We start from the raw sequence: 25472 nt of genomic DNA, 5'->3' as shown, positions 1-25472 counted from the left end.
AACGCTTGCGTTACATTGACGTCATGAGCACCGCCATGCCCCCGTCCACCCCAGCAGGTCACAGCCGCCACAAGGCCGTGCCGCCTGCTGCGGCCAACGCGGCAGCAGCCAGCTTTGCAGTGCTGGAGGCCCAACTCGGTTACCTGAGCGAAGCCGATACCGACATGGTGCGCAAAGCCTACAAATTTGCCGACGAAGCCCATTTGGGCCAGATGCGCAAAAGTGGCGAGCCCTACATCACCCACCCGATCGCGGTGGCCGGCTTGTGCACCGAATGGAAGCTGGACGCCCAGGCATTGGCAGCAGCCCTGTTGCACGATGCGATGGAAGACTGCGGCGTCACCAAGATCGAGTTGATCGAGCGCTTCGGCTCCCAGGTGGCCGAATTGGTGGATGGCCTGACCAAGCTGGACAAGCTGGAGTTCAACACCCGCGAAGAAAACCAGGCCGAGTCGTTTCGCAAGATGCTGCTGGCCATGGCCCGCGATGTGCGGGTCATCCTCATCAAGCTGGCCGACCGCACCCACAACATGCGCACCATGGGCGACATGCCGCGCAGCAAGTGGGGACGCATCGCCTCGGAAACCCTCGAAATTTATGCCCCGATTGCCCACCGCCTGGGTCTGAACCAGATCTACCGCGAACTGCAAGACCTGGCCTTCAAACACCTGCTGCCCTGGCGTTATGCGGTTTTGACCAAGGCGGTCTCGCGCGCACGCAACCGCCGCCGCGATTTGATTCAAAAGGTGCAGGCCGATGTCGAAGCCGTGTTTGCACAGGCCAAAATGGATGTGCGCATCAGTGGCCGCGAAAAAACCCTCTACTCCATCTACAAAAAGATGGATGAGAAGCACCTGAGCTTTGCCCAGGTGACCGACATTTACGGCTTCCGGGTCATCGTGCCTTCGGTGATTGACTGCTACACGGCCCTGGGCTGGTTGCACCAGATCTACAAGCCTGTGCCCGGCAAGTTCAAGGACCACATCGCGATTGCCAAAGTCAACGGCTACCAGTCGCTGCACACCACCTTGGTGGGGCCATCGGGCGTGAACGTCGAGTTTCAGATGCGCACCGAGGCCATGCACCTGGTGGCGGAATCTGGCGTGGCCGCGCACTGGCTGTACAAAGAGCACGAATCGGCCAGCGCCCAATCGGAACGCTTGGGCACGCAGTGGCTGCAATCGCTTTTGGACATCCAGACCGAAACACGCGACGCGGCCGAATTTTGGGACCATGTCAAAGTCGATCTGTTCCCCGATGCCGTCTATGTGTTCACCCCCAAGAGCCAGATCATGGCTTTGCCACGCGGTGCCACGGTGGTGGACTTTGCTTATGCCATCCACAGCCGAGTAGGCGACCACGCCATGGCCGCCCGAATCAACGGCGACCAGGTGCCGCTGCGCACCGAGCTCAAAAACGGCGATGTGGTGGAAGTCATCACCGCGCCCGTGTCGGCCCCCAACCCAGCCTGGCTAGGCTTTGTGCGCACCGGGCGCGCCCGCTCCAAGATCCGCCACCACCTCAAGACCATGGCGCAAACCGAATCGGTCGAGCTGGGCGAAAAACTGCTGTCACAGGCCCTGCGTGCTGAAGGCATCGACAAACTCCCGGCCGACGAAGACAACGATCAACTCATTTGGGAAAAACTGCTGCGCTTCACAGGTAACCGTAACCGTGCAGATTTGCTGATGGACATTGGCCTGGGCAAACGCATCGCCACCATTGTGGCCAAGCGACTGACCGCTTTGCTTTCCGAGCGAGGCCAAAAGCCTGATGCACTGCTGATGACGCGGGAACGTTTCACGGCGCACGAATCCATCTCGCAAGGGGCCATCACGCTGGACGGTAGTGAGAACGCTTCAGTCGTCTATTCGCGCTGCTGTCGTCCACTGCCCGGTGACGACATCGTGGGCTACCTGGGCCGTGGTGAAGGCCTGGCCGTGCACACCCGGGACTGCGCCACTGCACGCAAACTGGAGCACAAGGACAGCGAGCGCTTCATTGGTGTGGAGTGGTCGGACGAATTGAGCCGCAGCTTCGAGACCGCCATCAACGTGAGCGTGGTCAATGGCAAGGGTGTACTGGCCCGAGTGGCCGGTGCACTGGCTACTGCCGAGACAGACATCGTGCACGTGGACATGGGCAGCGATTCGCCACAAGACATGGCGGAGCTGAAGTTTGTCGTTGCGGTGCGGGATGTGGCGCACCTGGAGCAGGTGCTGCGTCACCTCAAACGCACCCCCTCGGTGGTCCGGGCCGAACGCCAGACCCACAAAGGCAATACCCCGAACTGAAAACGGATATCTGCGGTATGCACGCCCGCATCAAGCAGGCGCCGGATAGCGGACCTGCAACACCTCGATGTCCAGCACACCTGCAGGCGTGACCAACTTGAGTTCATCGCCCTCGCGTGATTTGAGCAAGGTGCGAGCGATCGGCGAGACCCAACTGACCTGGCCTTGCAAGCTGTCGGCTTCGTCGATGCCCAAAATGGTGACTGTGCGCTCGACGCCTGAGGCCTCGGCGTAGGTGACCGTGGCCCCAAAGAACACCTGATCGCTGCCATGGTGCACGGCCGGATCCACCACTTCGGCGATTTCGAGCCGCTTGGTCAGGAAACGGATACGCCGGTCGATCTCGCGCAAACGCTTTTTGCCGTAGAGGTAATCGCCGTTTTCTGAGCGGTCGCCGTTGCTGGCGGCCCAATGCACGATCTCGACCACCTTGGGCCGCTCGTCATCGATCAGGGTGAACAGCTCGGCGCGCAGTCGGGCGTAGCCGCCTGGCGTCATGTAGTTGCGTGCACCTGAAGGCAAAGCCGGCAAACCCAGCTCGTCGTCATCGTCGCCGTCGGTCTCTTTGGTGAAGGCTTTGCTCATGTCCTGATGTTCAAGGGCAAAAATAGAAAAAGCCCACAACTCGCGTTGTGGGCTTTCTAATTTTTGGTGCGGCTGGCAGGAATCGAACCCACGACCCCTTGGTTCGTAGCCAAGTACTCTATCCAGCTGAGCTACAGCCGCATCATGCATCGAATTATAGCAAGCTTTTCAGGGCAGTTTTGGGCGGCCCCTCAATTTATTGCCAGGACACGGCCGACATGTCGTTGGCAAAAATCGGCGAGCTCGACCACAGGCCTTTGAGGCCTTTGCGGTACACCGCGGTGTTGGTGGCGTTGAACAGGAACACGTTGACCGCATCCTTGGCGATCATGCGCTGCATGTCGCCAAACAGCTGCGTGCGCTCTTTGGCCGCCGTGGTGGCCGCGTGTTTGGCCGCCAAGTCGCGGAAAGCCTTGCTGTCGTAACCCCAGTAGTACTGCGGGTTGGCGTAGTTCATGTAGTCCAGTGGTTCAACGTGGTTGATGACCGTCAGGTCAAAGTTGCCCTTGAACGTGCCGCCCAGCCACTGCGCCCATTCGACGTTTTCAATTTTGGCCACGATGCCCACTTTGGCCAACTGCGCAGCCAGGATCTCACCCCCCTTGCGGGCGTAAGGCGGCGGGGGCAAGGTCAGGGTCACGTTCAGCGGGGTTTGCACCCCGGCTTCCTTGAGCAGGGCCTTGGCTTTTTCGGGGTCGTAAGCGTAGGTGTTGCTCAACTCCACATAGCCCGCATCGGTGGGTGCCATGTGGCTGCCGATGGGCTTGGCCAGACCTTCAAACACGCCGTCAATGAAGGCTTTCTTGTCGATCGCATGCGACAGCGCGCGGCGCACGCGCACATCGTCGAACGGCTTCTTGCGGTTGTTGATGGTCATGATGCCTTTGCCGGCCGTGCTGCCCATTTCAACCACAAAGCGTTTGTCTTTCTGAAACTGTGCCAAGCTTTGCGGCGACTGGAAACGCGGCATGCCGTCGATGTCGCCCGCCAGCAAGGCGGCCACCTGGGCGGCCGAATCGTTGATGAAACGGAAAGTGACTTTCTTCACTTTGACAGAAGCGGCATCGCGAAAGCCATCCCATTTGGACAAAGTCACCGCAGAGCCTTTGGCCCAGCTGTCGAGTTTGTAGGGGCCTGTGCCCACGGGCTTGGTGGCGGCGTTGGCGGCGCTGTCCGGGTGCAAGATCACGGCGGTGTTCTCACCCATGCGGAACAAGAAGTTGCCGTCCGGGTTGCTCAGCACCAGCACCACGGTGTGTGCGTCGGGGGTCGAGATGTGGCTGATGTTGTTGAACACCGCGCCTTTGGCCTTGTTGGTGCTCTTGGCGTCTTTGGCCCGCTCGAAGCTGAACTTGACAGCGGCAGAGTCGAACGGCGCACCATCAGAAAACTTCACGCCCTTGCGCAGCTTGAAGGTGTAGGCCTTGCCGTCGGCATCCATTTTCCAGCTCTCGGCCAGCAAGGGGCTGATGCTGCCATCCACATTGATTTTGGTCAGGCCCTCGAGGATGTTGTAGTGGACCACCTCACCAATGGCCGCAGCAGGGGCCATGGTCGGGTCGAGGCTGGTGGGCTCCAGGATCATGCCCAGCGTGACGGTGTCCTTGCGCGATTGCGCTTGCGCCTGCAAAGGGGCAGCCACCCCAGTGGCGACCAACACGGCGACCGAGCTCAAAGCGAGGGTGCGGCGGGTCAAAGAAAAGACGTTTTTCATGGGGTCTCCTGCGTCAAAAATGAAGGGGGCTGGCCCGGAATGGCGGCCAATAACTTGCGAGTGTAAGGGTGCTCGGCCTGCTGAAAAATTTGGCTTGCGGGGCCTTGTTCCACCACGCGGCCTGACTGCAAGACCAGCACATCGTCGCACATCAAATTCACCACCGCCAGATCGTGGCTGACGAACAGATAACTCAGGCCGTAGCGGTCTTGCAGGTCCATCATCAGGTTCAGCACTTGGGCCTGCACCGACACATCGAGCGCACTGACCGGCTCATCGGCCACGATCAATGCAGGGCGCGTGATCAGGGCGCGGGCAATGGCAATGCGCTGGCGTTGACCGCCCGAGAATTCGTGCGGGTATTTGTCAAGGTCTGCGCTTCTGAGGCCTACCTCGCTCAAAGCCTGGGCAGCACGGTCGCGCAGCTCCGTTCGGCCATCCGCAGGTTCGACCAAGGTCTTGATCGGCTCGGTCACGATGGCCAGCACTTTTTGGCGCGGGTCCAGCGAGCCATACGGGTCCTGAAACACCATCTGAAAACCACTGCGCAACTGACGCAGCGCCTGCCCGTGGGTCTGGTGCACGTCTACCCCTTTGAACACCACCTGCCCCTCGGTGGGCGTGTCCAGAGCCATGACCAGTCGCGCCAGCGTGGACTTGCCCGAGCCCGATTCGCCCACAATGCCCAAACTTTTGCCCGGCTGCAGCGTGAAGCTCACGTCAGACAAAGCCTGCAAAGCGCCTGCGGGTTGGAACAAACCCGTGCGGGGCAAGGCAAAGCGCCGTCCCAAGTGTTTCACCTCCAGCAGAGGGGCAGATGTGGGCGGCACGCTCATGACAGCCTCCAGCGCGGGCAACTGACCACATGGGGCTCATCACCCTTGGTTTCGCGGTCGATGCTTTCAGCCTGCGGCGGTGTCTGGCGGCAATCCTCCACCGCCAAGCTGCAGCGGTCGGCAAACGCACAACCTGCCGGAAAATCCATCAGCTCGGGCACGCTGCCGGGGATGGTGGTGAGGCGCGTGCCGCGGGCCAAGCCCAGACGCGGCCGCGCCGCAAATAAGCCCCGCGTGTAGGGGTGCGCCCGGTGCGCAAACAGCTCGGGCGTGGCCGCGCTCTCGACCACCGCGCCACCGTACATCACCATCACACGGTCCACCTGGTCCTGCATCAGGCCCAGGTCGTGGCTGATCAAGAGCAAGCCCATGCCATCTTCACGCACCAGTTGCTGGATGAGCCGCAACACCTCTTTTTGCACCGTCACATCCAGCGCGGTGGTGGGCTCGTCGGCAATCAGCAGGTCGGGACTGCAGGCCAGCGCGATCGAGATCATCACGCGCTGGCGTTGCCCGCCCGACAACTCGTGCGGATAGGCATCCAGCCGTTCACGCGCACGGGGCAACTGCACGCGTTCGAGCAGTTGCAGGGCGCGGGCTTTGGCGTCGCTGGCGCTCATGTGCTGGTGCAGGCGCAAGGGCTCGGCGATCTGCTTCCAGATCGGATGCAAGGGGTTGAGCGCCGTCATCGGCTCCTGGAAGATCATGGCCATGCGGGCACCGCGCAGCTGGCACATCTGCGGCTCGGGCAGGCCCACCAACTCCTGCTCCTTGAACACGATGGAACCGCTCACACGGGCGCGTTCGGGCAACAAGCCCATCAGGGCCAATGCGGTGAGCGATTTGCCACTGCCACTCTCGCCAATCAGGCCTACCGTCTGGCCCCGCTCCATGCGCCAGGACACGCCACGCAGGGCCTGCGCCCAGCCCCGGGCCGTGGGCAGGCTCACGCGCAAATCATCGACTTGCAGCAACGGCTTGGCGCTTGATAGATCGTTCATGCTCACCTTTGCCGCGCCAGCCGGGGGTCGAGCACGTCGCGCAAACCATCGCCGAGCAAATTCAGCCCCAGCACCGCCAGCGCAATGGCCGCGCCAGGGTACACCGCCAGCATGGGGGCTTGAAACATCTGCGACTGCGCTTCGTTGAGCATGCGGCCCCAGCTGGGCTGCGGCGGCTGCGTGCCAAGACCCAGATAAGACAAAGCCGCCTCGGCCAGGATGGCGATGGCGAACTGGATGGTCGTCTGCACGATCAACACGCTCGCGATGTTGGGCAGCACATGCGTGAGTGTGATGGCCAGCGGGCCCTGGCCTGCGGCGCGGGCAGCCGCTGTATAGTCCCGCGCCCAGACCGCGTTGGCGGCACCGCGCGAAATGCGGGCAAACACCGGGATGTTGAAAATGCCAATGGCCACAATGCTCACCACCAGGCCCGGCCCATAGATCGCGGTCAGCATGATGGCCGACAACAAAGCCGGAAAGGCGAAGGTGAAGTCCGAGGCCCGCATGATGAGCTCCTCCACCCAGCCGCGCCGCGCCGAGGCCAGCAAACCCAAAGGCACGCCCACACCCAGGCCAATGCCCACCGCAATAAAGCCCACCAGCAAAGAATTTTGGCTGCCCACCAGGAGCAAAGAACCGATGTCGCGCCCCAGGCTGTCGGTGCCTAGCCAGTGCGCGGCGCTGGGCGAGGCCAGTTTGTTGGGGATGTCGATGTCGCCCACCGGGTAAGGCGACCAAAATAAGGACAGCACCGCGCACAGCACCATCAGCAGCACCATGGCCCCGCCTGCTAAAAAACTCGGGTGGCGCAAGGCGCGTCGCCAAAATGTGTTGTTATCCCGCATGGCCCGCCTTCAATCGCGGATCGATCCACGCATACAGCACGTCGATGCAAAAGTTGATCAGGATGACCAGCGCCGCCAACAACATGACCACATCGCGCACCACGATCAGGTCGCGGTTGGCAATGGCCTGAAAAATCAGCCGCCCAATGCCCGGCAGCACAAACACGTTTTCAATCACGATGGCGCTGGTGATCAGATTGCCAAACTGCAGGCCCATCACGGTGAGCACCGGGATCATGGCGTTGCGCAGCACATGGCCCCACAGCACTTGGCGGCGCGACAGGCCTTTGGCCCGGGCAGTGCGCACAAAGTCCTCGCGCAAGGTGTCGAGCACGGCCGAGCGGGTCACCCGCGTCAAGATGGCCGTCTGCACCGCCGCCAGCGCCATGGCGGGCAGCAGCAAAGCCTTGACGCCCTCCAGCACCCCGCCACCATCGTCTTGGGACCACCCCGGAAAACCACCCGCACTCACCCACTCCAGGTGCACCGCAAAGAGCAGGATCAAAAGAATGGCCAGCCAGAAATTGGGCAGCGCCAGACCCAACTGGCTGAGAGTCATCACGCCCATATCACCCGCCTTGTTTTGCTGCGAGGCGGCGTAAATACCCAGCGCCAACGCCAGCGCCACGGTCAGGCCCATGGCCATCACAGCCAGTGGCAGCGTCACCTGCATGCGCTCGGCCATCAACTGGGCGGTGGGGGTGTCGTAAGAAATGCTCAGGCCTGTCTGGCCCTGCAGCATGCCGCCCATCCAGCTCAGATATCGGGTGGCCGCGGGCTGGTTCAGGCCCAGCTTGTCTTCCATCGCCGCGATCGACTCCGGCGTGGCCGTTTCGCCCAAGATCACCTGCGCGGCATTGCCCGGCAGCAACTCCAGCACTACAAACACCACCACCGAAATGGACAGCAGGGTCAGCACAAAGCTCAGCAGCCGTCTCAAAAAGAACAGGGGCACGCGCTATCCTTAGGGTCTGTGAGCAACGATGAAAAGAGTTGAGATGGCATCGCAAACGATTGTAAACAGCGCCCAAGACGCCCTTGTGGGCTCCATCGTGGATGTCCCCGGCCTGCAGGTCGGTCACTTCACACTGACCGAGCGCCTGACCGGCTGCTCGGTGGTGCTGGCCCCCCAAGGCGCCGTGGGCGCGGTGGATGTGCGCGGGGCCGCTCCGGGCACCCGCGAGACCGATTTGCTGGACCCGGCCAACCTGGTCGACAAAGTGCATGCCGTGGTGCTCAGCGGCGGCAGCGCTTTCGGGCTGGATGCCGCCACGGGCGTGGTGCGCTGGCTCGATGAGCAGGGCATCGGTTTTGAAACCGGCTACGGCCGCGTGCCCATCGTGCCTGCGGCCGTGTTGTTCGATTTGCCCGTGGTGCGCCCGGGTGACGACCCCAAGGCCCGACCCGGCGCAGAAGCAGGCTATGCCGCCTGCCAAGCGGCCTCGACGGCCACACCCGCCGCAGGCAATGTGGGTGCGGGCGCAGGCGCCTGTGTGGGCAAATTGTTTGGCCTGGATCGCTGCATGAAAGGCGGCATCGGTAACGCCAGCGTGCGCGTGGGGCCTTGGGTGGTGGGCGCCTTGGTCGCCTGCAACGCGGTGGGCGATGTGATCGACCCGACTACTGGTCAAGTGCTGGCCGGTGCCCGCACGGCCGATGGACACAACTTGCTGGACACCCAACGCGCCTTGCTGGCGGGTGAGCGCGGCAACCGCCCCCTACCCGGCACCAACACCACCATTGGCGTGGTCGCCACCAACGCCACGCTCACCAAGGCCCAAGCCAAGCGCCTGGCCATGAGCGCCCACGACGGCCTGGCCCGCAGCATCCGCCCGGCCCACACCACACTGGACGGCGACACCCTGTTTGCCATGGCCACCGGCACCGAAGCAGGCCCGGTGGATCTGATGCTGCTCACCGTGATGGCGGCCGAGGCCACAGCACTGGCCACAGTGGATGCCATTCGTCAGGCGCGGGGAATTGCCGCAAGCTGGGGTGGTGTGCCTGCGGCCATTGACTGGGCGAATTGAACCCAGAAATAAAAAAGCCCGCTGGGTGGGGAGCGGGCAAAGTTGTTGGTGTAAGTGGTAGGGCGTCACGGACTTGAACCGTGGACCAAAGGATTCTGGTTTGTGTGGCTTTCGCCACTCCCTGGACTATGCCTTCACCCTGGTTTTCACTTTAGGTGGGCGCCGTCTAGTCTCTACACCTTCAACAAGTGTTTCCACTTGCAGCTTGGCTCGGCATTGGCGTATGCATCGCTGCACTTAGCTTTCACCGAATTTGACGCCATTCACACGAAGAGTTTCCTGCCTCGGTGCACAATTTTTATGAGTCCTCTGCTCTAACCAACTGAGCTAACGCCCCACTACAGGCACGCATTGTAGTCGGACCGTTTATTTAGACTGGCTCAGCGCGTTGCTGACCAGGCGCGAGGTGATGTTAACGATCTGGATCATGCGGTCGTAAGGCATGCGGGTCGGGCCGATCACGCCCAGGGTGCCGACCACCTGGCCGTCCACCTCATACGGCGAGCTGACGACCGACAGCTCTTGCATGGGCACGATCTGGCTTTCGCCGCCGATGTAAATGCGCACGCCTTCGGCCTGGCTGGACACGTCCAGCAAACGCATGAGTTGCGTTTTTTGCTCGAACAGCTCAAACGCCCGGCGCAAATGCCCCATGTCGCTGGAAAAGTCGCTCACCGACAGCAAATTGCGCTCACCTGCAATCACCACCTCGTTCTGGTCTTCGGCCAGGGCTTCGGTGCTGACTTGCACGGCCGCTTGCATGAGCGTGGCGATCTCGCTTTGCAAGCTGACCAGCTCTTGCTGCACCCGGCTGCGCACCTGCTCGATGGCCATGCCCGCATAGTGGGTGTTGAGGAAATTGGACGTTTCGACCAGCTGGCTTTGCGAGTAATCGGTCTCGGTGAACAGGATGCGGTTTTGCACATCGCCTTCGGGCGAGACGATGATGACGAGCAAGCGCCGCTCGGACAAACGTAAAAATTCGATGTGCCGGAACACCGAGGCCCTGCGGGGTGTCATGACCACACCGACAAAATGCGACAGGTTGGACAGCAAGTTAGCGGCGTTGGCGATCACCTTTTGCGGCTGGTCGGGCGTGAGGGCCGGGGTGTCCAGGCCATCGCGCTGCACCGTGAGCATGGTGTCCACAAACAGGCGGTAGCCCCGGCTGGTGGGGATGCGCCCGGCCGAGGTGTGGGGGCTGGCAATCAGGCCCAGCTCTTCCAGGTCGGACATCACGTTGCGGATGGTCGCGGGTGACAGGTCCAGGCCCGAGGCTTTGGAGAGCGTGCGCGAGCCCACGGGTTGGCCGTCGGCGATGTAGCGTTCCACCAGCGCTTTGAGCAATAACTTGGCACGATCGTCTAGCATGCAGTCATTTTAATGATGTAATTTGCAAATGAGATCCAAGTTCCGTCACGTTGCGCTCTTTGGCAAGTACCACACCACCGCCCACGGCGGGGCACTGGAGAGTTCACGCCGCGCTTTGGACGACGTGGCCCAGTTCCTGACGCGGCAAGGCTGCGACGTGGTGCTGGACAAGGAAACCGCCTCGCACACCGGGCTGGCGACCTACCCGGTGCTGGAGATGACCGAGATTGGCACCCAGTGCGACCTGGGCCTGGTGATCGGGGGCGACGGCACCATGCTGGGCATTGGGCGCCAGATGGCCCGCTACGGCCTGCCTTTGATGGGCATCAACCAGGGTCGGCTGGGCTTCATCACCGACATTCCCCTGCAAAGCTACCAGGATGTGCTGCAGCCCATGCTGCAAGGCCACTACCAGGCCGAAGACCGCAGCTTGCTGCAGGCGCATGTGATGCGCGACCAGCGCAGCGTGTTCAGCGCCCTGGCGATGAACGATGTGGTGGTCAACCGGGGCGGCACCTCCGGCATGGTCGAGCTGCGGGTTGAGGTCGATGGCCACTTCGTGTCCAACCAGCGCGCCGACGGCCTGATCATCGCCACGCCCACGGGCTCCACCGCTTATTCCCTGTCGGTCGGCGGGCCTTTGATGCACCCGGGCATTGGCGGCTGGGTCATGGCGCCGATTGCGCCGCACACCTTGTCCAACCGGCCCATCGTGCTGCCCGAGTCCAGCGAGGTCAGCATCGAGATCGTGGCCGGGCGCTACGTCAGCGCCAACTTTGACATGCAGTCGCTGGCCGACCTGATTTTGGGCGACCGGATCGTGGTCAAGCGCTCGGAGCACACGGTGCGGTTTTTGCACCCGGCGGGCTGGAATTACTTCGACACTTTGCGCAAAAAAATGCACTGGAATGAGGGCGCTTGAGCCGTGGCACTGACGCACATCACCCTGCGCGATTTCGTGATCGTGCACGAACTGGAACTGGACCTGAGCACGGGCTTCAGCGTGTTGACGGGCGAAACCGGGGCGGGCAAATCGATTCTGATCGACGCCTTGCAGCTGGCCTTGGGCGCACGTGCTGACTCGGGTGTGGTGCGCGAAGGCGCCAGCCGCTGCGAGGTTTGCGCCGAATTCGAGCCCACCCCTGCCATTGCAGCCTGGCTCGAAGAAGCCGGTTTTGAAGCCAGCGCCGACTTGCTGCTGCGCCGCACGGTGGACACCGCAGGCAAAAGCCGCGCCTGGATCAACGGCAGCCCCGCCACCGCGACGCAACTGCGCGAGCTGGGCGAACAACTGCTGGACATCCATGGCCAGCACGCCTGGCAAAGCCTGACCCGGCCTGACGCGGTGCGCGGCCTGCTTGACGCCTACGCGGGCATCGACACACGCCCCCTCAAAACCGCTTGGCATACTTGGCGGCAAGCCCAGCAAACCCTGACCGACGCGCAGCAAGCGCAAAGCACCTTGGCCAACGAACGCGAACGTCTGGCCTGGCAAATTGGCGAGCTGGAAAAGCTGAACCCGCAGGTGGACGAATGGCAAGAACTGAGCACCCAGCACAGCCGCCTGGCCAATGCGCAAGCCCTGATCGACGGGGCCAACCAAAGCACGCTGCTCCTTGAAGGAGACGACGAGGGCGGCGCGTTGCGCCAGCTGTCCCGTGCCATCCAGACCCTGCAGTCGCTGGGACAATTTGAACCTGAATTCAACGCCCTGGCCGAAGTGCTGGCCTCTGCCCAGGCCCAGGCCGAAGACGTGGCCCACAGCCTGCACACTTATTTGCGCAAGACCGATCTGGACCCGGCCCAGCTGGCCCAACTGGACGAGCGCATGGGACTGTGGCTGTCACTGGCCCGGCGTTACAAGAAAACCCCTGACGAGCTGCCCTTGTCACTGCAAGCTTGGCGCAAAGAACTGGCCCAGCTCGATGCCGCCGCCGACCTGGACGCCTTGCAAAAGGCCGAACAAGCTGCCCACAAAGCCTGTCTGCAAGCGGCCAAAGCAGTTTCACAGCAACGCCAAAAGGCGGCCAAACCATTGGCTCAAGCCGTCAGCAGCGCCATGCAACAGCTGGGCATGCAAGGCGGCCGCTTTGAGGTGCAGCTGCAAACCCTGGATGCGCCCGCGCAACACGGCCTCGAAGAAGTGAGCTTTCTGGTGGCCGGGCACGAAGGCAGCACGCCCAGGCCCGTGGGCAAAGTGGCCTCTGGCGGCGAGCTTTCGCGGATCGCGCTGGCTATCGCGGTCACCACCAGCGAACTGGGCGAAGCCGGCACCTTGATTTTTGACGAGGTCGACTCGGGTGTGGGCGGCGCTGTGGCCGAAACCGTGGGGCGCCTGATGAAACAATTGGGCCAACACCGCCAGGTGCTGGCCGTGACCCACCTGCCCCAGGTGGCCGCTTGCGCCGACCACCACCTGCTGGTGAGCAAGGCCGCAGCCCAAGGCCAGGTCAGCAGCCAGGTGCGCCCCGTGAGCGGCGAAGAGCGCGTGAGCGAAATCGCCCGCATGCTGGGCGGCGAAAAGTTGTCTGCCACCACCTTGGCCCACGCCCGCGAAATGCTGGGCAGCCCTTCCAAACCCCTTGGCCGCAAAGCCGCCCAAAGCTGAGCATGGACATCATCCTGATCACCGGCATGTCCGGCTCCGGCAAATCCGTGGCGCTGCACGCGCTCGAAGACGCGGGCTACTACTGCGTGGACAACCTGCCGCCAGAGTTGCTGATCCCCTTCGTCAAACTCGAAGAACAGCAAAAAGAGCAACGGCTGGCGATTGCGATCGATGTGCGCAGCGCCAATTCGCTGCACCTGATGCCCGAACAAATGGCCTTGCTGCGCGACATGGGCATGACGGTGAAGTCGGTTTTTCTGGACGCCACCAGCGACACCTTGCAGCGGCGTTACTCCGAAACACGGCGCAAACACCCTTTGTCGGGCGGCAGCAAGCCGCAAAGCGACAAGGCGCTGTTCGAGACCATTCAGTTCGAGCGCGAACTGCTGTCCGAGTTGCGTGAACGCGCGCATGTCATCGACACCAGCTTGCTGCGCTCGGCCCAGCTGCAAACCTACATCAAGACCCTGGTCAGCGCACCTTCAGCGCAACTGACACTGGTGTTTGAGTCATTCGCCTTCAAGCGCGGCATCCCCACCGACGCCGACTATGTGTTTGACGTGCGCATGCTGCCCAACCCGCATTACGAAAGCGCCCTGCGGCCCTTGACAGGTCGTGACGAACCCGTGCAGGCCTACCTGCGCCAGTCCGAAGAATTCGTGCAGATGCAGCTGCAGATCGAGGGATTTTTGAAGCACTGGATTCCCGCCATCGAGCGCGACCACCGCAGCTACATCACCGTGGCCATCGGCTGCACCGGGGGCCAGCACCGCTCGGTGTTCATGGTCGAGCAGCTGGCCCAAAATTTCGGTGCACGCTGGCTCACCCTGAAACGGCACCGGGAGCTGGACGCGATCTGAGCACCTCGCGTCTTGTGGGTCGGGGCTGAAGCCACCGACCTGCTCTGGCTCAGGTCATCAACAAGGTTCGAATCGGCGCTGGCAAGCCCATCGCGGACCAGGCATCGGCATCCACCCACTGCCCCTCACAAGACGGGGCGCTTCTTCCGGCCCCGATCATGCGCACCGGGTGCAAGTGCAAATCGCGGTGCGTCAGCACATGCTTCCAAGGCGCAATGTACTGCGGGTCTTTTCCCCTCGCCCAGGCGGCCAGCAAATCCGCCTCGGACTCAAACACAGGCAAGCTGAACAAACCCGCCCAGATGCCCGTGTCCGGCCGCTTTTGCAGCCACACCTGGCCTTGCACATTGACCGCCCACAGCAACCACAAGGTTGCGCTGCTGCGCTTGAGCTTGCGGGTTTTGACGGGGTAGGCCAGCGGCTCGCGCTGCGCTTGGGCCTGGCACACGGTGCTGACGGGGCAGGCCTCGCATTGCGCCTTGCGCGGCAAACAGACCGTAGCCCCCAAGTCCATCAAGGCCTGGGTGTAGCGGGGCATGTCGATCGCTTGCGCTGGCAACAGGTCTTGCGCCAGCGCCCACAAGGCTTTTTCGTTTTTGGCCACCGCCAAGTCCGCGCCGTAGCCCAAAACCCGGGTCAGCACGCGCTTGACGTTGCCATCCAAAATAGCGGCGCGCTCGCCAAAGCAAAACGCCGCGATGGCTGCTGCCGTCGATCGGCCAATGCCGGGCAGGGTTTGCAGGTCTTCTGCGCGGCGCGGAAAAGCCCCGCCAAACCGCGTCATCACCTCCTGGGCGCATTTGTGCAGGTTGCGGGCGCGGCTGTAATAGCCCAGGCCGCTCCACAGCGCCAGCACATCGTCTTGCGGCGCGGCAGCCAAAGCCGCCACGTCCGGGAAACGCCCCAAAAACCGGGGAAAGTAGTCCAGCACTGTGCTCACCTGCGTTTGCTGCAGCATGATCTCGGACAACCAGACACGGTACGGGTCCTGGGTGTTTTGCCAAGGCAGGCTTTGGCGGCCATGCAGGCGCTGCCAGTCCACCATGCGGCGGGCAAACCCATCGGGCAAAGTCATCACGGTTTCTGACATGTGGGGCAATAAAAAGTGGTGCGCTGGCCCTGCAGCATGGACCGGATGGGTGTGGCGCACACCCGGCAAGGCTCACCCGCGCGACCGTACACCGCCGCTTCCAGCTGGAAATACCCGGTGCGGCCTTCGGCGTTCACAAAGTCCTTGAGCGAACTGCCGCCCTGCTCCACTGCACGGGTCAACACCTGCACGATGGCCGCGTGCAGCCGGGCCACACGCGGTTTGGACAAACGCGATGCCTTGGTGGTGGGGCGAATGCCTGCCATGAACAAGGCTTCTGACGCATAGATATTGCCCACGCCGACGACCTCGTCGCCCGCCAGCAAGACCTGCTTGATGGCCGACTGGCGTTTTTTGAGGGCTTGGGCAAAGGCCGTCACATCGAACTGGGCACTCAAAGGCTCCACACCCAAACGCCCCAGCAGTTTTTGCGCCTGGGAGGAATCTTCACCCGGGGCCCAGACCACCGCCCCGAATCGGCGCGGATCGTGCAGCCGTAGCACGCCCCGGTCGGTCACCAGGTCCATGTGGTCATGCGGGCCAGCTTCGGGCTGGGTGGGGGCAAAGTTCAAGCTGCCCGACATGCCCAAATGCACCAGCAGCAAGCCTTGGTCCAAATCGAGCAGCAGGTATTTGCCGCGCCTGCGCACGCCCCAGATTTGCCGCCCCACCAAACTGGCGGCGGGCACACCCAGCGGCCAGCGCAGCGGCTTACCCAGCTGCATGGCCAAGATCTGGGCCGAGGCGATGCGGTCGGCAAAACTGCGGCGGGTGACTTCAACTTCCGGGAGTTCGGGCATGCAAGAGCTCGGCGCCCGCAATGGCCATTGGCCTGCGGCGCCCTGGTTAAAAAGGTGGCTGGATTATGATGGTCGGCATGAAATTCTGGTTTCGACTTGCCCTCTTGTCCTCGTGCGTCGTCGGTGCTTGGGCGCAGTCTGTCGCCCCCAAAGCCGAAACGGCACCCCGACAATCGGCGCTTGACGCGGCCCTGTTCTACCAAATCCTGCTGGGCGAACTCAACACCCGCATGGGCTCGCCGGGCAGCGGTTTTTCCATCATGCTCGACGCGGCACGCAAAACCCGCGACCCGGCGCTGTTCCAGCGCGCGGTCGACATGGCCCTGCAAGCCCGCTCTGGCGAGGCCGCTCTGCAAGCGGCGCAAACCTGGAAAAGGGAAATCCCCACCGCCATCGAAGCCAGTCGCTACGTGCTCCAGATTTTGCTGGCCTTAAACCGGGTGGAAGAAGCGGGCAAAGCCCTGGCCGTCTCCATCAACGAGCTGCCCTTGGACGAGCAGCCCGGCGCCATCGCTTCCGTGCCGCGTTTGTTCAGCGTGGTGCAAGACAAGCCCCTGGCGGCCGATGTGGTGGAAAAAGCCCTGGCCCAGGCCTTCACCCAAAAAACCACTGCCGCGACAGCCTGGACCACTGTGGGCCGCATGCGCAGGGATGCGGGCCAGATCTCGCGGGCGGTCGAGGCCTCGACGCAAGGCCACGCCGCCGACCCACAGGCCACAGGGCCTTTGGTGCTGGCGCTCAGCCTGCTGGTCAACGCCAACAGCACCCTCAAACCCATGGTCGATGCGGCCATGAAAACCGATGTCGTACCCGAACTGCGTCTGGGCTACGCACGCACTTTGGTGGGCCTGCAGCTCTACTCTGAAGCCTTGGCGCAACTGGCGGTGCTCAACGCCAAGCACCCGGAATTTGCCGATGGCTGGCTGATCCACGGCCTGGTCTTGCAGGAAAACGGCCAGCTGCCTGAAGCTGAAAAACGCCTCGAACAATACACCCGGCTGCTGGCCAACAACCCCACGCCAGAGCAGCAGGCCGGATTGGCCGAAGCCTTGATGAGCCTGGCACAAATCGCGCAAAAGCAAGGGCAACTGGACCGCGCCAACCAATGGCTCAGCCGCATGCCCGCCGCGGCCGACCCGATCAAGCTTGCCAGTCGCCAAGCCGACCTGCTGGCGCAGCAAGGCCGCATGGACGAAGCGCGCCGCGTGTTGGCCCAAGTCAAACCGGCCAATGCCGAGCAGGCACGCCGCAAGGTGTTGGCCCAGTCCTTTTGGCTGCGTGAGCAACGCGACGCGGCCGCGGCCTATCCCTTGGTGCGGGCTGCCCTGGACAAAAAACCCGACGACACCGAGCTGCTGACCGAGTTGTCGATGGTTTGCGAAAAGCTCAAACGCTTCGACGAAATGGAGGCCCTGCTGCGCCAGCTGATGGCCAAGGCACCGCAAGAAGCACAAGCCTTCAATGCCCTGGGCTATTCCCTCGCAGACCGCAACATCCGCCTGGAAGAAGCGCAGCAACTCATCGAAAAAGCCGTGCAACTGTCGCCCAAAGACGCCTACATCCAGGACAGCCTGGGCTGGTTGAAGTTTCGCCAAGGCCTGCACCAGGAAGCCTTGACTATCCTGAAAGCCGCCTACAAAGCCAAACCCGATGCCGAGATCGCCGCTCACTTGGGCGAGGTGCTCTGGGTGACCGGCCAGCAACGCGAAGCTGGCACCATCTGGCGCGAAGGCCTGCTACTCAAGGCCGACAACGAAACCCTGGTCGAAACCCTCAAGCGCTTCAACTTCAAACCATGAAGCCGCCCCGGCAGCCCCTGCCATCCCCGCCTGAGCGACGTGCCTGGCTGGGCCTGCTGAGTCTGGGCCTGCTCAGCCTGGCCGGGTGTGCCACCCCCCGCCCCACCCCCACTGACCCGGCCGCCTTCTGGTCGGGGCGTCTGGCCTTGCAGTTGCAAAGCACGCCACCGCAAAACTGGAGTGCCAGCTTTGAGCTGCAAGGCTCGGCCGATCAAGGCCAACTGGTCTTGCTCAGCCCGATTGGCACAACACTGGCACGCCTGAGCTGGACACCCCAAGCCGCCGTGCTGGAGCAAGGCCAGGACAAAACCGAAAGCGCCAATCTGCAAAGCCTGAGCCAGCGCCTGACAGGCACCGAGCTGCCCATTGCCGCGCTGTTTGAATGGCTGGCGGGCAAAGCCGCTGACGTACCGGGCTGGCAAGTGGACCTGACGGCCCACCGCGAGGGGCGCCTGACCGCCCGCAAAAACGCCCCGGCCCCTGAAGCCGTGTTGCGCATCTTGCTCGACCGCTGAGGCCGCTCACGCCTCAGGTCTGGCGATAATCTGCCCCATGAAACTGCTGCACGACGTCCCGGCCCCGGCCAAGCTCAACCTGTTCCTGCACATCACAGGCCAGCGCCCCGACGGTTACCACCTGCTGCAATCGGTGTTCATGCTCATCGACTGGTGCGACACCCTGCACTTTGAAAAACGCCCCGGCGGCTGCATCAGCCGCGAAGACCTGACCGTCCAGCTGCCCGCCGACGACCTGATCACCCGCGCCGCCAAATTGCTGCAACAACACACAGGCTGCACACAAGGCGTGCACATCGCGGTCGACAAACAGATCCCAGCCCAGGCAGGCATGGGCGGCGGCTCGTCAGACGCCGCCAGCTGTCTGCTCGCGCTCAACCAGCTGTGGGACCTGAAACTGAAGCTGCCTGCCCTCGAACAACTGGGCCTGCAACTGGGCGCAGACGTGCCTTTTTTCCTGCGCGGCCACAACGCCTGGGTGGAAGGCATTGGCGAAAAAATCACCCCCATCGCACTGCCTGCGGCCCAGTTCTGGGTCCTCAAACCACCGTCAGGCGTCGAAACATCTCAAATTTTTACGCACCCGGCGCTTCAACGGGCCACAAAGCCTGCTACAATTTCGGTCTTCGCTGCAGCGCCATATGACTTTGGTCACAATGATCTGCAACCTGTTGCTCAAACGATCTGTCCAGACGTTTCCCTCGCACTCCAAGTGCTTGGCAACGCAGGCATGAACGGCAAAATGACAGGTTCTGGCAGTGCAGTGTTCGCACATTGCACCTCAGGCACCGCGCCAATTCAGGTCCCAGACCGATGGCAAAGACGCCAATGCAGCAATTTGGAGGTTCACCCTTTACAGGGTTGGGCATCCAGCGATAGTTGATCGGTCGGCCACTGTTTCAGTGGTCAACCCGTGTAGGGGAGTCGCCAAGTTGGTTAAGGCACCGGATTTTGATTCCGGCATTCGAAGGTTCGAGTCCTTCTTCCCCTGCCAAATACGTTCAATCGTACAGGCCCCTTTATCTGATCGCTGGAATGCACATGCAGCCTGCTTCACTCCCCCCCGAATTCATGCTGTTCACCGGCAACGCCAATCCTGTTTTGGCTGCCGAGATCGCCAAGCACCTGGGCACACAGCTCGGCGCGGTCGATGTGGGCCGTTTCTCTGACGGCGAAGTCACTGTCGAACTCAAGCAAAACGTTCGCGCACGCGAAGTGTTCGTGGTGCAGTCCACCTGCGCACCCACCAACGAAAACCTGATGGAACTGCTGATCATGGTCGACGCGCTCAAACGCGCCTCGGCTGGCCGCATCAGCGCCGTCATCCCTTATTTCGGTTACGCCCGCCAGGACCGCCGCCCACGCTCAACCCGCGTGCCGATCTCGGCCAAAGTGGTCGCCAACATGCTGCAGGCTGTGGGCGTGGACCGCGTGCTGACCATGGACTTGCACGCCGACCAGATCCAGGGCTTTTTCGACATCCCGGTCGACAACATTTACGCGTCCCCTGTTTTGTTGGGTGACCTGCGCCAGCAAAACTACGACGACCTGATCGTCGTGTCGCCCGACGTGGGCGGCGTGGTGCGTGCCCGTGCCTTGGCCAAACAGCTCGGCTGCGACCTGGCCATCATCGACAAGCGCCGCCCCAAGGCCAACGTAAGTGAAGTCATGCACGTCATCGGCGAGATCGACGGCCGCAACTGCGTGATCATGGACGACATGATTGACACTGCAGGCACATTGGTCAAAGCGGCTGAAGTGCTCAAAGAGCGCGGTGCCAAAAAGGTCTACGCTTATTGCACACACCCGATCTTTTCGGGTCCGGCCATCGACCGCATCGCCAAGGGCAAAGCCCTGGACGAAGTCGTGGTCACCAACACCATCCCGTTGTCGGCCGAAGCCGCAGCGTGTTCCAAGATTCGCCAACTCTCCGTGGCTCCGCTGATCGCCGAAACGATCAACCGGATTGCGCATGGTGAGTCGGTGATGAGCCTGTTCTCTGATCCAAGCTGATCGGAAAAAAGGCCAACAGCGGCCAGCCGTCCCTGGGGACTGGCTGGCTTTTTTGAGTCAGGACCGCACTGGTCGCGGTGGGTCCTAGAAGGAGAAATGTATGAAATTTGTCGCTTTTGAGCGCGCTAAGCAGGGCACGGGTGCGAGCCGCCGTCTCCGCAATTCCGGTCGCACACCTGGCATCGTTTACGGTTCCACATCGGCCCCCCAACTGATCGAGCTGGACCACAACGCTTTGTGGCACGCCCTGAAAAAGGAAGCTTTCCACGCTTCGATCCTGGACATGGAACTGAACGGTCAGACCAGCAAAGTCTTGCTGCGTGACTACCAGATGCACCCTTTCAAGCAGTTGGTGCAACACATCGACTTCCAGCGCGTGGACGCCAACACCACTTTGCACATGAAGGTGCCATTGCACTTCAGCGGCGAAGAAGAGTCCGAAGCCGTCAAGACCGACAAGTGCACGATCACCCACGTGGTGACCGAAATCGAAGTGGCTTGCTTGCCCGCCAACCTGCCCGAATTCATCGCGGTGGACCTGAAGGGCTTGACCATGGGCAAATCCCTGCATCTGAACGACATCACTTTGCCTGCTGGCTGCAAAGCCATCACCCACGGCAAGAAAAACCCGGTCCTCGTGTCCGTGGTGGCCCCCGTGGAAGAAGTGGTTGCAGCCCCCGTGGCCGCTGCACCTGCAGACGCCAAAGGCAAGGGCAAAGGCAAGAAGTGATCTTCTGCCCGGGGCTGCAAAGCCCCGCTCTGGAAGGCCCGCGCAAGCGGGCCTTTTGCTTTGGGGCCGGCTGCTCACGTCGCAAGGCCGCCTGCGCCAAGGATAATCACGCACCATGATCAAACTGCTAGTCGGCCTGGGCAATCCGGGCAACGAATACGAAGACACCCGCCACAATGCCGGTTTCTGGTGGATCGATGCCGTGGCCCGCGAACTCAAGGTGTCGCTGGTGCCCGAGCGCAGCTACCACGGCCTGGTGGCACGCACCACCGTCAACGGCCAAAACGTGTGGCTGCTCGAGCCCCAGACTTTCATGAACCTGTCGGGCAAGTCGGTCAGCGCATTGGCTCGGTTCTTCAAAATCCAGCCGCAAGAAATTCTGGTGGCGCATGACGAGCTCGACATCCCCCCCGGCGAAGCCAAGCTCAAGCTGGGCGGCAGCCACGCGGGGCACAACGGCCTGCGTGACATCCACGCCCAACTGGGCACGGCCGACTATTGGCGCTTGCGCATCGGCGTGGGGCACCCGGGCGACAAGGCCGAAGTGGTCAGCTGGGTCTTGAAGAAGCCGATGCTCGAGCACCGCAAAGCCATAGACGACAGCATCCACCGCTCTGTAGCGGCTTTGCCTCTGCTCCTGGCGGGCGACATGGAAAAGGCCATGGTCCGGATCCACACCAGCAAGCCGCCGCGCCCCAAACCGCCCCGACCGGTCAAAGCGCCAACGCCCGACACCCCAGCTGCAGAATAAGGCGAGCCGCCCGGCTCACTGCCCCTGCAAGCGGCGGTATTTGGCCCAGAGCGACTCTTGGTTTTCGACGTGCTGGGGGTTGACGGGGATGCAAGCCACGGGGCAGACCTGCACACACTGGGGCTCGTCAAAATGCCCGACGCACTCGGTGCACTTGGATGGGTCGATCTCGTAAATTTCTTCGCCCAGATAAATCGCCTGGTTCGGGCACTCGGGCTCACACACATCGCAGTTGATGCATTCATCGGTGATCATCAGTGCCATGGCTGGGGCTCCGCAAAAGTCTGCATCGTGGTCATGCCCGGATTATCGGCCACAGGCATCAGCCCGAAGGACTGCAGGGCTGTTGCCTGACCCAAGGCTGGACACAGGCCAGTCCCCACGAGTGGCGCTGACCCAGCGGCATGCGCCTAAAATGAGCCCAATGATGAACGCCGACCTGCATTGCCACTCCGTCATCTCCGACGGCACCCTCACCCCCGAAGCCCTGGCTGAACGCGCCAAAGCCAACGGCGTGGAACTGTGGGCACTGACCGACCACGACGAAGTGGGCGGCCAAGACCGCGCCTTGGCCGCGGCCAAGGCACTGGGCATGCCCTACCTCACGGGCACTGAAATTTCGGTCACCTTCGCCTACCAGACGGTGCACATCGTGGGCCTGGGCTTTGACCCACACAACAGCGCCCTGGTGGCCGGCTTGCGCCGTACCCGGGGTGGGCGCAGCGAACGCGCCCAGGAGATGTCAGACGGCCTGGCCAAAGTCGGCATCCAAAACGCCTACGAAGGCGCCCTGCAATATGTGGGCAACCCCGAGCTGATTTCGCGCACCCACTTTGCCCGGCACCTGGTCGAAACGGGTGTGTGCAGCGACACCTCGGAAGTGTTTCGCAAATACCTGACCGAAGGCAAACCCGGCTATGTGCCACACCGCTGGGCACGGCTGCAGGAAGCGGTGCAGTGGATCACCGAAGCGGGCGGCATCGCCGTCATTGCCCACCCGGCCCGTTACGGCTTCACGCCCAACGAAGAGTACGCACTGTTCAGCGAATTCAAGGCCCACGGCGGGCGCGGGGTGGAGGTCATCACCGGCAGCCACTCCTCGCAAGAAGCGGTGCGCTACGCTGAAACCGCCCTCGAATTCGAGCTGGTGGCTTCGCGCGGCAGTGACTTTCACAGCCCCGACGAAAGCCGCATCGACCTGGGCACCCTGCCCTACCTGCCTGGCCAACTCACCCCAGTTTGGGAATTGCTGGCCGACCGCATTCAGTGAATCCGACGCACCGACACGCCAGCCTTCAGGGCATCGGCTTTGCGGTCCTGGCCACCGCCTGCTTCGCCAGCCTGGACACCACCACACGGCATGTCAGTGCCGGCTTGTCGGTGATGGTGGCGCTGTGGTTCCGCTACGCCATTCAGGCGCTCATCACCACGGTGGTGGTCTGGCCGGGGCGTGGCAGGCGCGTCTTGCGCACCGAACACCCGCGCTTTCAGCTGGCCCGTGGCCTGCTGCTGTTTGCCTGCAGCATTCTGGCTTTTTTGAGCCTCAAATACATGCCCGTGGGCGAGTTCACCGCCATCTCGCTGCTGGCACCCTTGGTCATCACCTTGCTGGCGGCCTGGATGCTCAAGGAAAAAATCCGACCCCTGCGCTGGCTGCTGGTGGTGGGCGGCTTCCTGGGCACGATGGTCATCATCCGCCCCGGCAGCCAGCACTTTGACTGGACGGTGATCCTGCCCTTGATGTTGGTCGGCACCAACTCCGGCTTTCAGCTGCTGACCAGCAAGATGGCCAAGACCGAAGACCCGATCACCACCCACTTCTACACCGGCTGGATCGGCACCGGCATGGCCACACTGCTACTGCCCTTTGTCTGGGAAATGCCTGCAGACTGGACGGTCTGGTTACAGCTGCTGATCATGGGCGTGCTGGCCTCGATCGGGCATTTCTTGCTCATCCTGGCCTATGGCCGAACCCCGGCCGCCACCCTCACGCCCTACATGTACACCCAGATCGGCTTTGCGGTGCTGGGTGGGTGGCTGGTGTTCAACCACCTGCCCGACCAATGGACCTTTGTCGGCATGGGCCTGGTGGCCCTGTGCGGCGCTTTGGGGGCCTGGCTCACCGTGCGCGAGAACCGCATCGCCATCCAGCCCCCGGAATCCTGAGACAACGCCCTTCCTCTGCGGGATTTCGCCTCCATCTACCTTCATACGATCACCACCGGCATCCGACTGTCCGCACCCATGGCCCAGTTTCTCACTGTTCACCCCGACAACCCGCAAGCGCGCCTGCTCAAGCAAGCCGTGCAGCTGCTCAACCAGGGCAGGGTGCTGGCCGTGCCCACCGACTCCAGCTACGCCCTGGTCTGCCACCTCGACGACAAAAACGCTGCCGACCAGCTGCGCCGCATCCGTGGCGTGGACGACAAGCACCACCTGACGCTGCTGTGCCGCGACCTGAGTGAGCTGGCCAACTACGCGCGGGTAGACAACCGCCAGTTTCGCGCCATCAAGCAAGCCACGCCCGGGCCTTTCACCTTCATTCTGGAGGCCACCAAGGAAGTGCCGCGCCGCGTGAGCCACCCCCAACGCAAAACCATTGGCCTGCGCGTACCCGAGCACCAGGTACTGCAGGAACTGCTGGCCCTGCATGGCGCCCCGCTGCTGGCGGCCACCCTCATCATGCCCGGCGAAGACCAGCCGCTCAACAACCCCGAAGAGATCCGCGAACGCCTGGAGCACCAGGTGGGCGCGGTCATCGATGCCGGGGCGTGCTCACTCAAGCCCACCACCGTGATCGACATGAGCGGGGACGAGCCCCAAGTGCTTCGTCAAGGCCAAGGCGACCCCGCGCTCCTGGGTCTCTGAACGCTTTTCCACTGTGGAAGGCCGCCCCTCCAATCAAAGCGCAGGCCAGGTCTGAGACAATCTGGTGCTTATGTCCGACCTCATCCAGACCGTCCTGATTTATGCCCTGCCCGTGATCTTCGCGATCACGCTGCACGAGGCCGCCCACGGCTATGCCGCGCAGCGTCTGGGCGACAACACTGCCGCCATGCTGGGTCGCGTCACGCTCAACCCCCTGCCGCACATCGATCCGCTGGGCACCATCTTGCTGCCGCTGCTGCTGTACTTCAGCACCAGTGGTGCTTTCCTGTTCGGCTATGCCAAGCCGGTCCCGGTGCGCTTTGACCTGCTGCGCCACCCCAAACGCGACATGGTCTGGGTGGCACTGGCTGGACCTGCCTCCAATTTGGTGCAGGCCTTGCTCTGGGGCGTTTTGCTTTACGTGCTTGCAGGCAGTGGCTTGACCGAGCGCTTTTTTCTGGAAATGTGCAAAGCCGGCATGCTGACCAACGTGGTCATGTTCGCCTTCAATCTCTTCCCCCTGCCCCGGCTGGACGGCGGTCGCATTTTGGTGGGTCTGTTGCCCTGGCGTCAGGCGGTGCTGGTGTCGCGTGTGGAGCCCTGGGGCTTTTTCATCGTCATGGCCCTGGTGCTCACCGGCCTCATCAGCGCCTGGTGGATGCAGCCCCTGATGGGCCTGACCTTTGACTTCCTGAAACTCACCCTCAGCCCGCTGGCCGCTTTGTTGCGCTGATTTTTTGCGCTGAATGCCACAGCACT

25 protein-coding genes and 2 tRNA genes are annotated in these 25472 nt (G+C 62.5%); 16 read left to right on the top strand and 11 right to left on the bottom strand.

Annotation, left to right across the window (positions count from 1 at the left end):
• The first annotated feature begins 23 nt into the window (after positions 1–23).
• Positions 24–2294, top strand: a complete 2271-nt coding sequence (locus ACHEXL_RS02635) for a RelA/SpoT family protein (RefSeq protein WP_416560500.1) — start codon at positions 24–26, stop codon at positions 2292–2294.
• 30 nt (positions 2295–2324) lie between these two features.
• On the opposite strand, the gene greB is transcribed toward ACHEXL_RS02635, so the two are convergent.
• The 7 genes from greB to ACHEXL_RS02600 all read right to left on the bottom strand — a co-directional run bounded on the left by greB (position 2325) and on the right by ACHEXL_RS02600 (position 8233).
• Entirely contained in the window at positions 2325–2879 is a 555-nt protein-coding gene (greB, locus tag ACHEXL_RS02630) for a transcription elongation factor GreB (RefSeq protein WP_416560499.1), read from the bottom strand.
• Positions 2880–2943: 64 nt separating this feature from the next.
• A tRNA-Arg gene (locus tag ACHEXL_RS02625) sits at positions 2944–3020 on the bottom strand.
• A 55-nt stretch (positions 3021–3075) separates the two neighbouring features.
• Positions 3076–4593 (bottom strand): ABC transporter substrate-binding protein, encoded by a 1518-nt coding sequence (locus ACHEXL_RS02620; protein ID WP_416560498.1) that lies wholly within the window; start codon positions 4591–4593, stop codon positions 3076–3078.
• Complete coding sequence (locus ACHEXL_RS02615; RefSeq protein ID WP_416560497.1) at positions 4590–5429, bottom strand: ATP-binding cassette domain-containing protein; 840 nt, start codon at positions 5427–5429, stop codon at positions 4590–4592. Before ACHEXL_RS02615 ends, ACHEXL_RS02620 begins: the two co-directional genes overlap by 4 nt.
• Positions 5426–6430 carry an ABC transporter ATP-binding protein gene (locus ACHEXL_RS02610; protein WP_291925953.1) on the bottom strand — a complete coding sequence of 335 codons (1005 nt, stop codon included), beginning with the start codon at positions 6428–6430 and terminating at the stop codon, positions 5426–5428. The genes ACHEXL_RS02615 and ACHEXL_RS02610 overlap by 4 nt, the downstream gene beginning before the upstream one ends.
• Before the next feature lie 2 nt (positions 6431–6432).
• Positions 6433–7278: an ABC transporter permease gene (locus ACHEXL_RS02605; protein WP_416560496.1), complete on the bottom strand. Its 846-nt coding sequence runs from the start codon at positions 7276–7278 to the stop codon at positions 6433–6435.
• The gene (locus ACHEXL_RS02600; RefSeq protein ID WP_416560495.1) at positions 7268–8233 is read right to left on the bottom strand and encodes an ABC transporter permease; all 966 of its coding nucleotides are present in this window, start codon (positions 8231–8233) and stop codon (positions 7268–7270) included. The genes ACHEXL_RS02605 and ACHEXL_RS02600 overlap by 11 nt, the downstream gene beginning before the upstream one ends.
• 43 nt (positions 8234–8276) lie before the next feature.
• Here ACHEXL_RS02600 and ACHEXL_RS02595 point away from each other — a divergent pair, with 43 nt between their 5' ends.
• Entirely contained in the window at positions 8277–9308 is a 1032-nt protein-coding gene (locus tag ACHEXL_RS02595; protein ID WP_416560494.1) for a P1 family peptidase, read from the top strand.
• A gap of 366 nt (positions 9309–9674) precedes the next feature.
• Here the strand turns inward: ACHEXL_RS02595 and hrcA are convergent, their stop codons facing one another.
• Positions 9675–10679 (bottom strand): heat-inducible transcriptional repressor HrcA, encoded by a 1005-nt coding sequence (gene hrcA / locus ACHEXL_RS02590; RefSeq protein ID WP_291925963.1) that lies wholly within the window; start codon positions 10677–10679, stop codon positions 9675–9677.
• A 28-nt stretch (positions 10680–10707) separates the two neighbouring features.
• Between hrcA and ACHEXL_RS02585 the strand changes: the two genes are divergently transcribed.
• The 3 genes from ACHEXL_RS02585 to rapZ are packed head-to-tail and all read left to right on the top strand — an operon-like array spanning position 10708 to position 14147.
• Entirely contained in the window at positions 10708–11601 is an 894-nt protein-coding gene (locus ACHEXL_RS02585) for an NAD kinase (protein ID WP_108428797.1), read from the top strand.
• Between the two features lie 3 nt (positions 11602–11604).
• Positions 11605–13287, top strand: coding sequence for a DNA repair protein RecN (recN, locus tag ACHEXL_RS02580; protein ID WP_416560493.1), 1683 nt, complete (start codon positions 11605–11607; stop codon positions 13285–13287).
• Positions 13284–14147: an RNase adapter RapZ gene (gene rapZ / locus ACHEXL_RS02575; RefSeq protein WP_416561296.1), complete on the top strand. Its 864-nt coding sequence runs from the start codon at positions 13284–13286 to the stop codon at positions 14145–14147. The genes recN and rapZ overlap by 4 nt, the downstream gene beginning before the upstream one ends.
• A 49-nt stretch (positions 14148–14196) precedes the next feature.
• Here the strand turns inward: rapZ and mutY are convergent, their stop codons facing one another.
• Positions 14197–15237, bottom strand: a complete 1041-nt coding sequence (mutY, locus tag ACHEXL_RS02570; protein WP_416560492.1) for an A/G-specific adenine glycosylase — start codon at positions 15235–15237, stop codon at positions 14197–14199.
• The gene (gene mutM / locus ACHEXL_RS02565) at positions 15222–16037 is read right to left on the bottom strand and encodes a bifunctional DNA-formamidopyrimidine glycosylase/DNA-(apurinic or apyrimidinic site) lyase (RefSeq protein WP_416560491.1); all 816 of its coding nucleotides are present in this window, start codon (positions 16035–16037) and stop codon (positions 15222–15224) included. The genes mutY and mutM overlap by 16 nt, the downstream gene beginning before the upstream one ends.
• A 77-nt stretch (positions 16038–16114) precedes the next feature.
• Between mutM and ACHEXL_RS02560 the strand changes: the two genes are divergently transcribed.
• From ACHEXL_RS02560 to pth, 7 genes are all read left to right on the top strand, one after another.
• Complete coding sequence (locus ACHEXL_RS02560) at positions 16115–17836, top strand: tetratricopeptide repeat protein (protein WP_416560490.1); 1722 nt, start codon at positions 16115–16117, stop codon at positions 17834–17836.
• Entirely contained in the window at positions 17833–18351 is a 519-nt protein-coding gene (locus ACHEXL_RS02555) for a lipoprotein insertase outer membrane protein LolB (RefSeq protein WP_416560489.1), read from the top strand. The genes ACHEXL_RS02560 and ACHEXL_RS02555 overlap by 4 nt, the downstream gene beginning before the upstream one ends.
• Positions 18352–18388: 37 nt before the next feature.
• Positions 18389–19234, top strand: a complete 846-nt coding sequence (ispE, locus tag ACHEXL_RS02550) for a 4-(cytidine 5'-diphospho)-2-C-methyl-D-erythritol kinase (protein WP_416560488.1) — start codon at positions 18389–18391, stop codon at positions 19232–19234.
• Positions 19235–19268: 34 nt separating this feature from the next.
• Positions 19269–19345, top strand: a tRNA-Gln gene (locus ACHEXL_RS02545).
• A gap of 41 nt (positions 19346–19386) precedes the next feature.
• Complete coding sequence (locus ACHEXL_RS02540; RefSeq protein ID WP_416560487.1) at positions 19387–20364, top strand: ribose-phosphate pyrophosphokinase; 978 nt, start codon at positions 19387–19389, stop codon at positions 20362–20364.
• 100 nt (positions 20365–20464) lie between these two features.
• Positions 20465–21094 (top strand): 50S ribosomal protein L25/general stress protein Ctc, encoded by a 630-nt coding sequence (locus ACHEXL_RS02535; RefSeq protein WP_416560486.1) that lies wholly within the window; start codon positions 20465–20467, stop codon positions 21092–21094.
• A 115-nt stretch (positions 21095–21209) separates the two neighbouring features.
• A complete protein-coding gene (pth, locus tag ACHEXL_RS02530; protein ID WP_416560485.1) occupies positions 21210–21845 on the top strand; it encodes an aminoacyl-tRNA hydrolase in 636 nt (211 codons plus the stop codon).
• Positions 21846–21860: 15 nt separating this feature from the next.
• Here pth and ACHEXL_RS02525 read toward each other — a convergent pair whose 3' ends face one another.
• Positions 21861–22109, bottom strand: coding sequence for a YfhL family 4Fe-4S dicluster ferredoxin (locus ACHEXL_RS02525; RefSeq protein WP_019430476.1), 249 nt, complete (start codon positions 22107–22109; stop codon positions 21861–21863).
• A 151-nt stretch (positions 22110–22260) separates the two neighbouring features.
• Between ACHEXL_RS02525 and ACHEXL_RS02520 the strand changes: the two genes are divergently transcribed.
• The 4 genes from ACHEXL_RS02520 to ACHEXL_RS02505 all read left to right on the top strand — a co-directional run bounded on the left by ACHEXL_RS02520 (position 22261) and on the right by ACHEXL_RS02505 (position 25446).
• The gene (locus ACHEXL_RS02520) at positions 22261–23115 is read left to right on the top strand and encodes a 3',5'-nucleoside bisphosphate phosphatase (RefSeq protein ID WP_416560484.1); all 855 of its coding nucleotides are present in this window, start codon (positions 22261–22263) and stop codon (positions 23113–23115) included.
• Positions 23112–24011, top strand: coding sequence for a DMT family transporter (locus tag ACHEXL_RS02515; RefSeq protein WP_416560483.1), 900 nt, complete (start codon positions 23112–23114; stop codon positions 24009–24011). Before ACHEXL_RS02520 ends, ACHEXL_RS02515 begins: the two co-directional genes overlap by 4 nt.
• A 78-nt stretch (positions 24012–24089) precedes the next feature.
• Positions 24090–24713, top strand: a complete 624-nt coding sequence (locus ACHEXL_RS02510; RefSeq protein WP_416560482.1) for an L-threonylcarbamoyladenylate synthase — start codon at positions 24090–24092, stop codon at positions 24711–24713.
• Positions 24714–24783: 70 nt separating this feature from the next.
• The gene (locus ACHEXL_RS02505) at positions 24784–25446 is read left to right on the top strand and encodes a site-2 protease family protein (protein ID WP_416560481.1); all 663 of its coding nucleotides are present in this window, start codon (positions 24784–24786) and stop codon (positions 25444–25446) included.
• The last annotated feature ends 26 nt before the right edge of the window (positions 25447–25472 follow it).

It is taken from the genome of Limnohabitans sp. YIMB22184 (assembly GCF_048020265.1).
Lineage (GTDB): Bacteria > Pseudomonadota > Gammaproteobacteria > Burkholderiales > Burkholderiaceae_C > Limnohabitans_A.
This window is presented reverse-complemented; position numbering and strand designations above follow the sequence as displayed.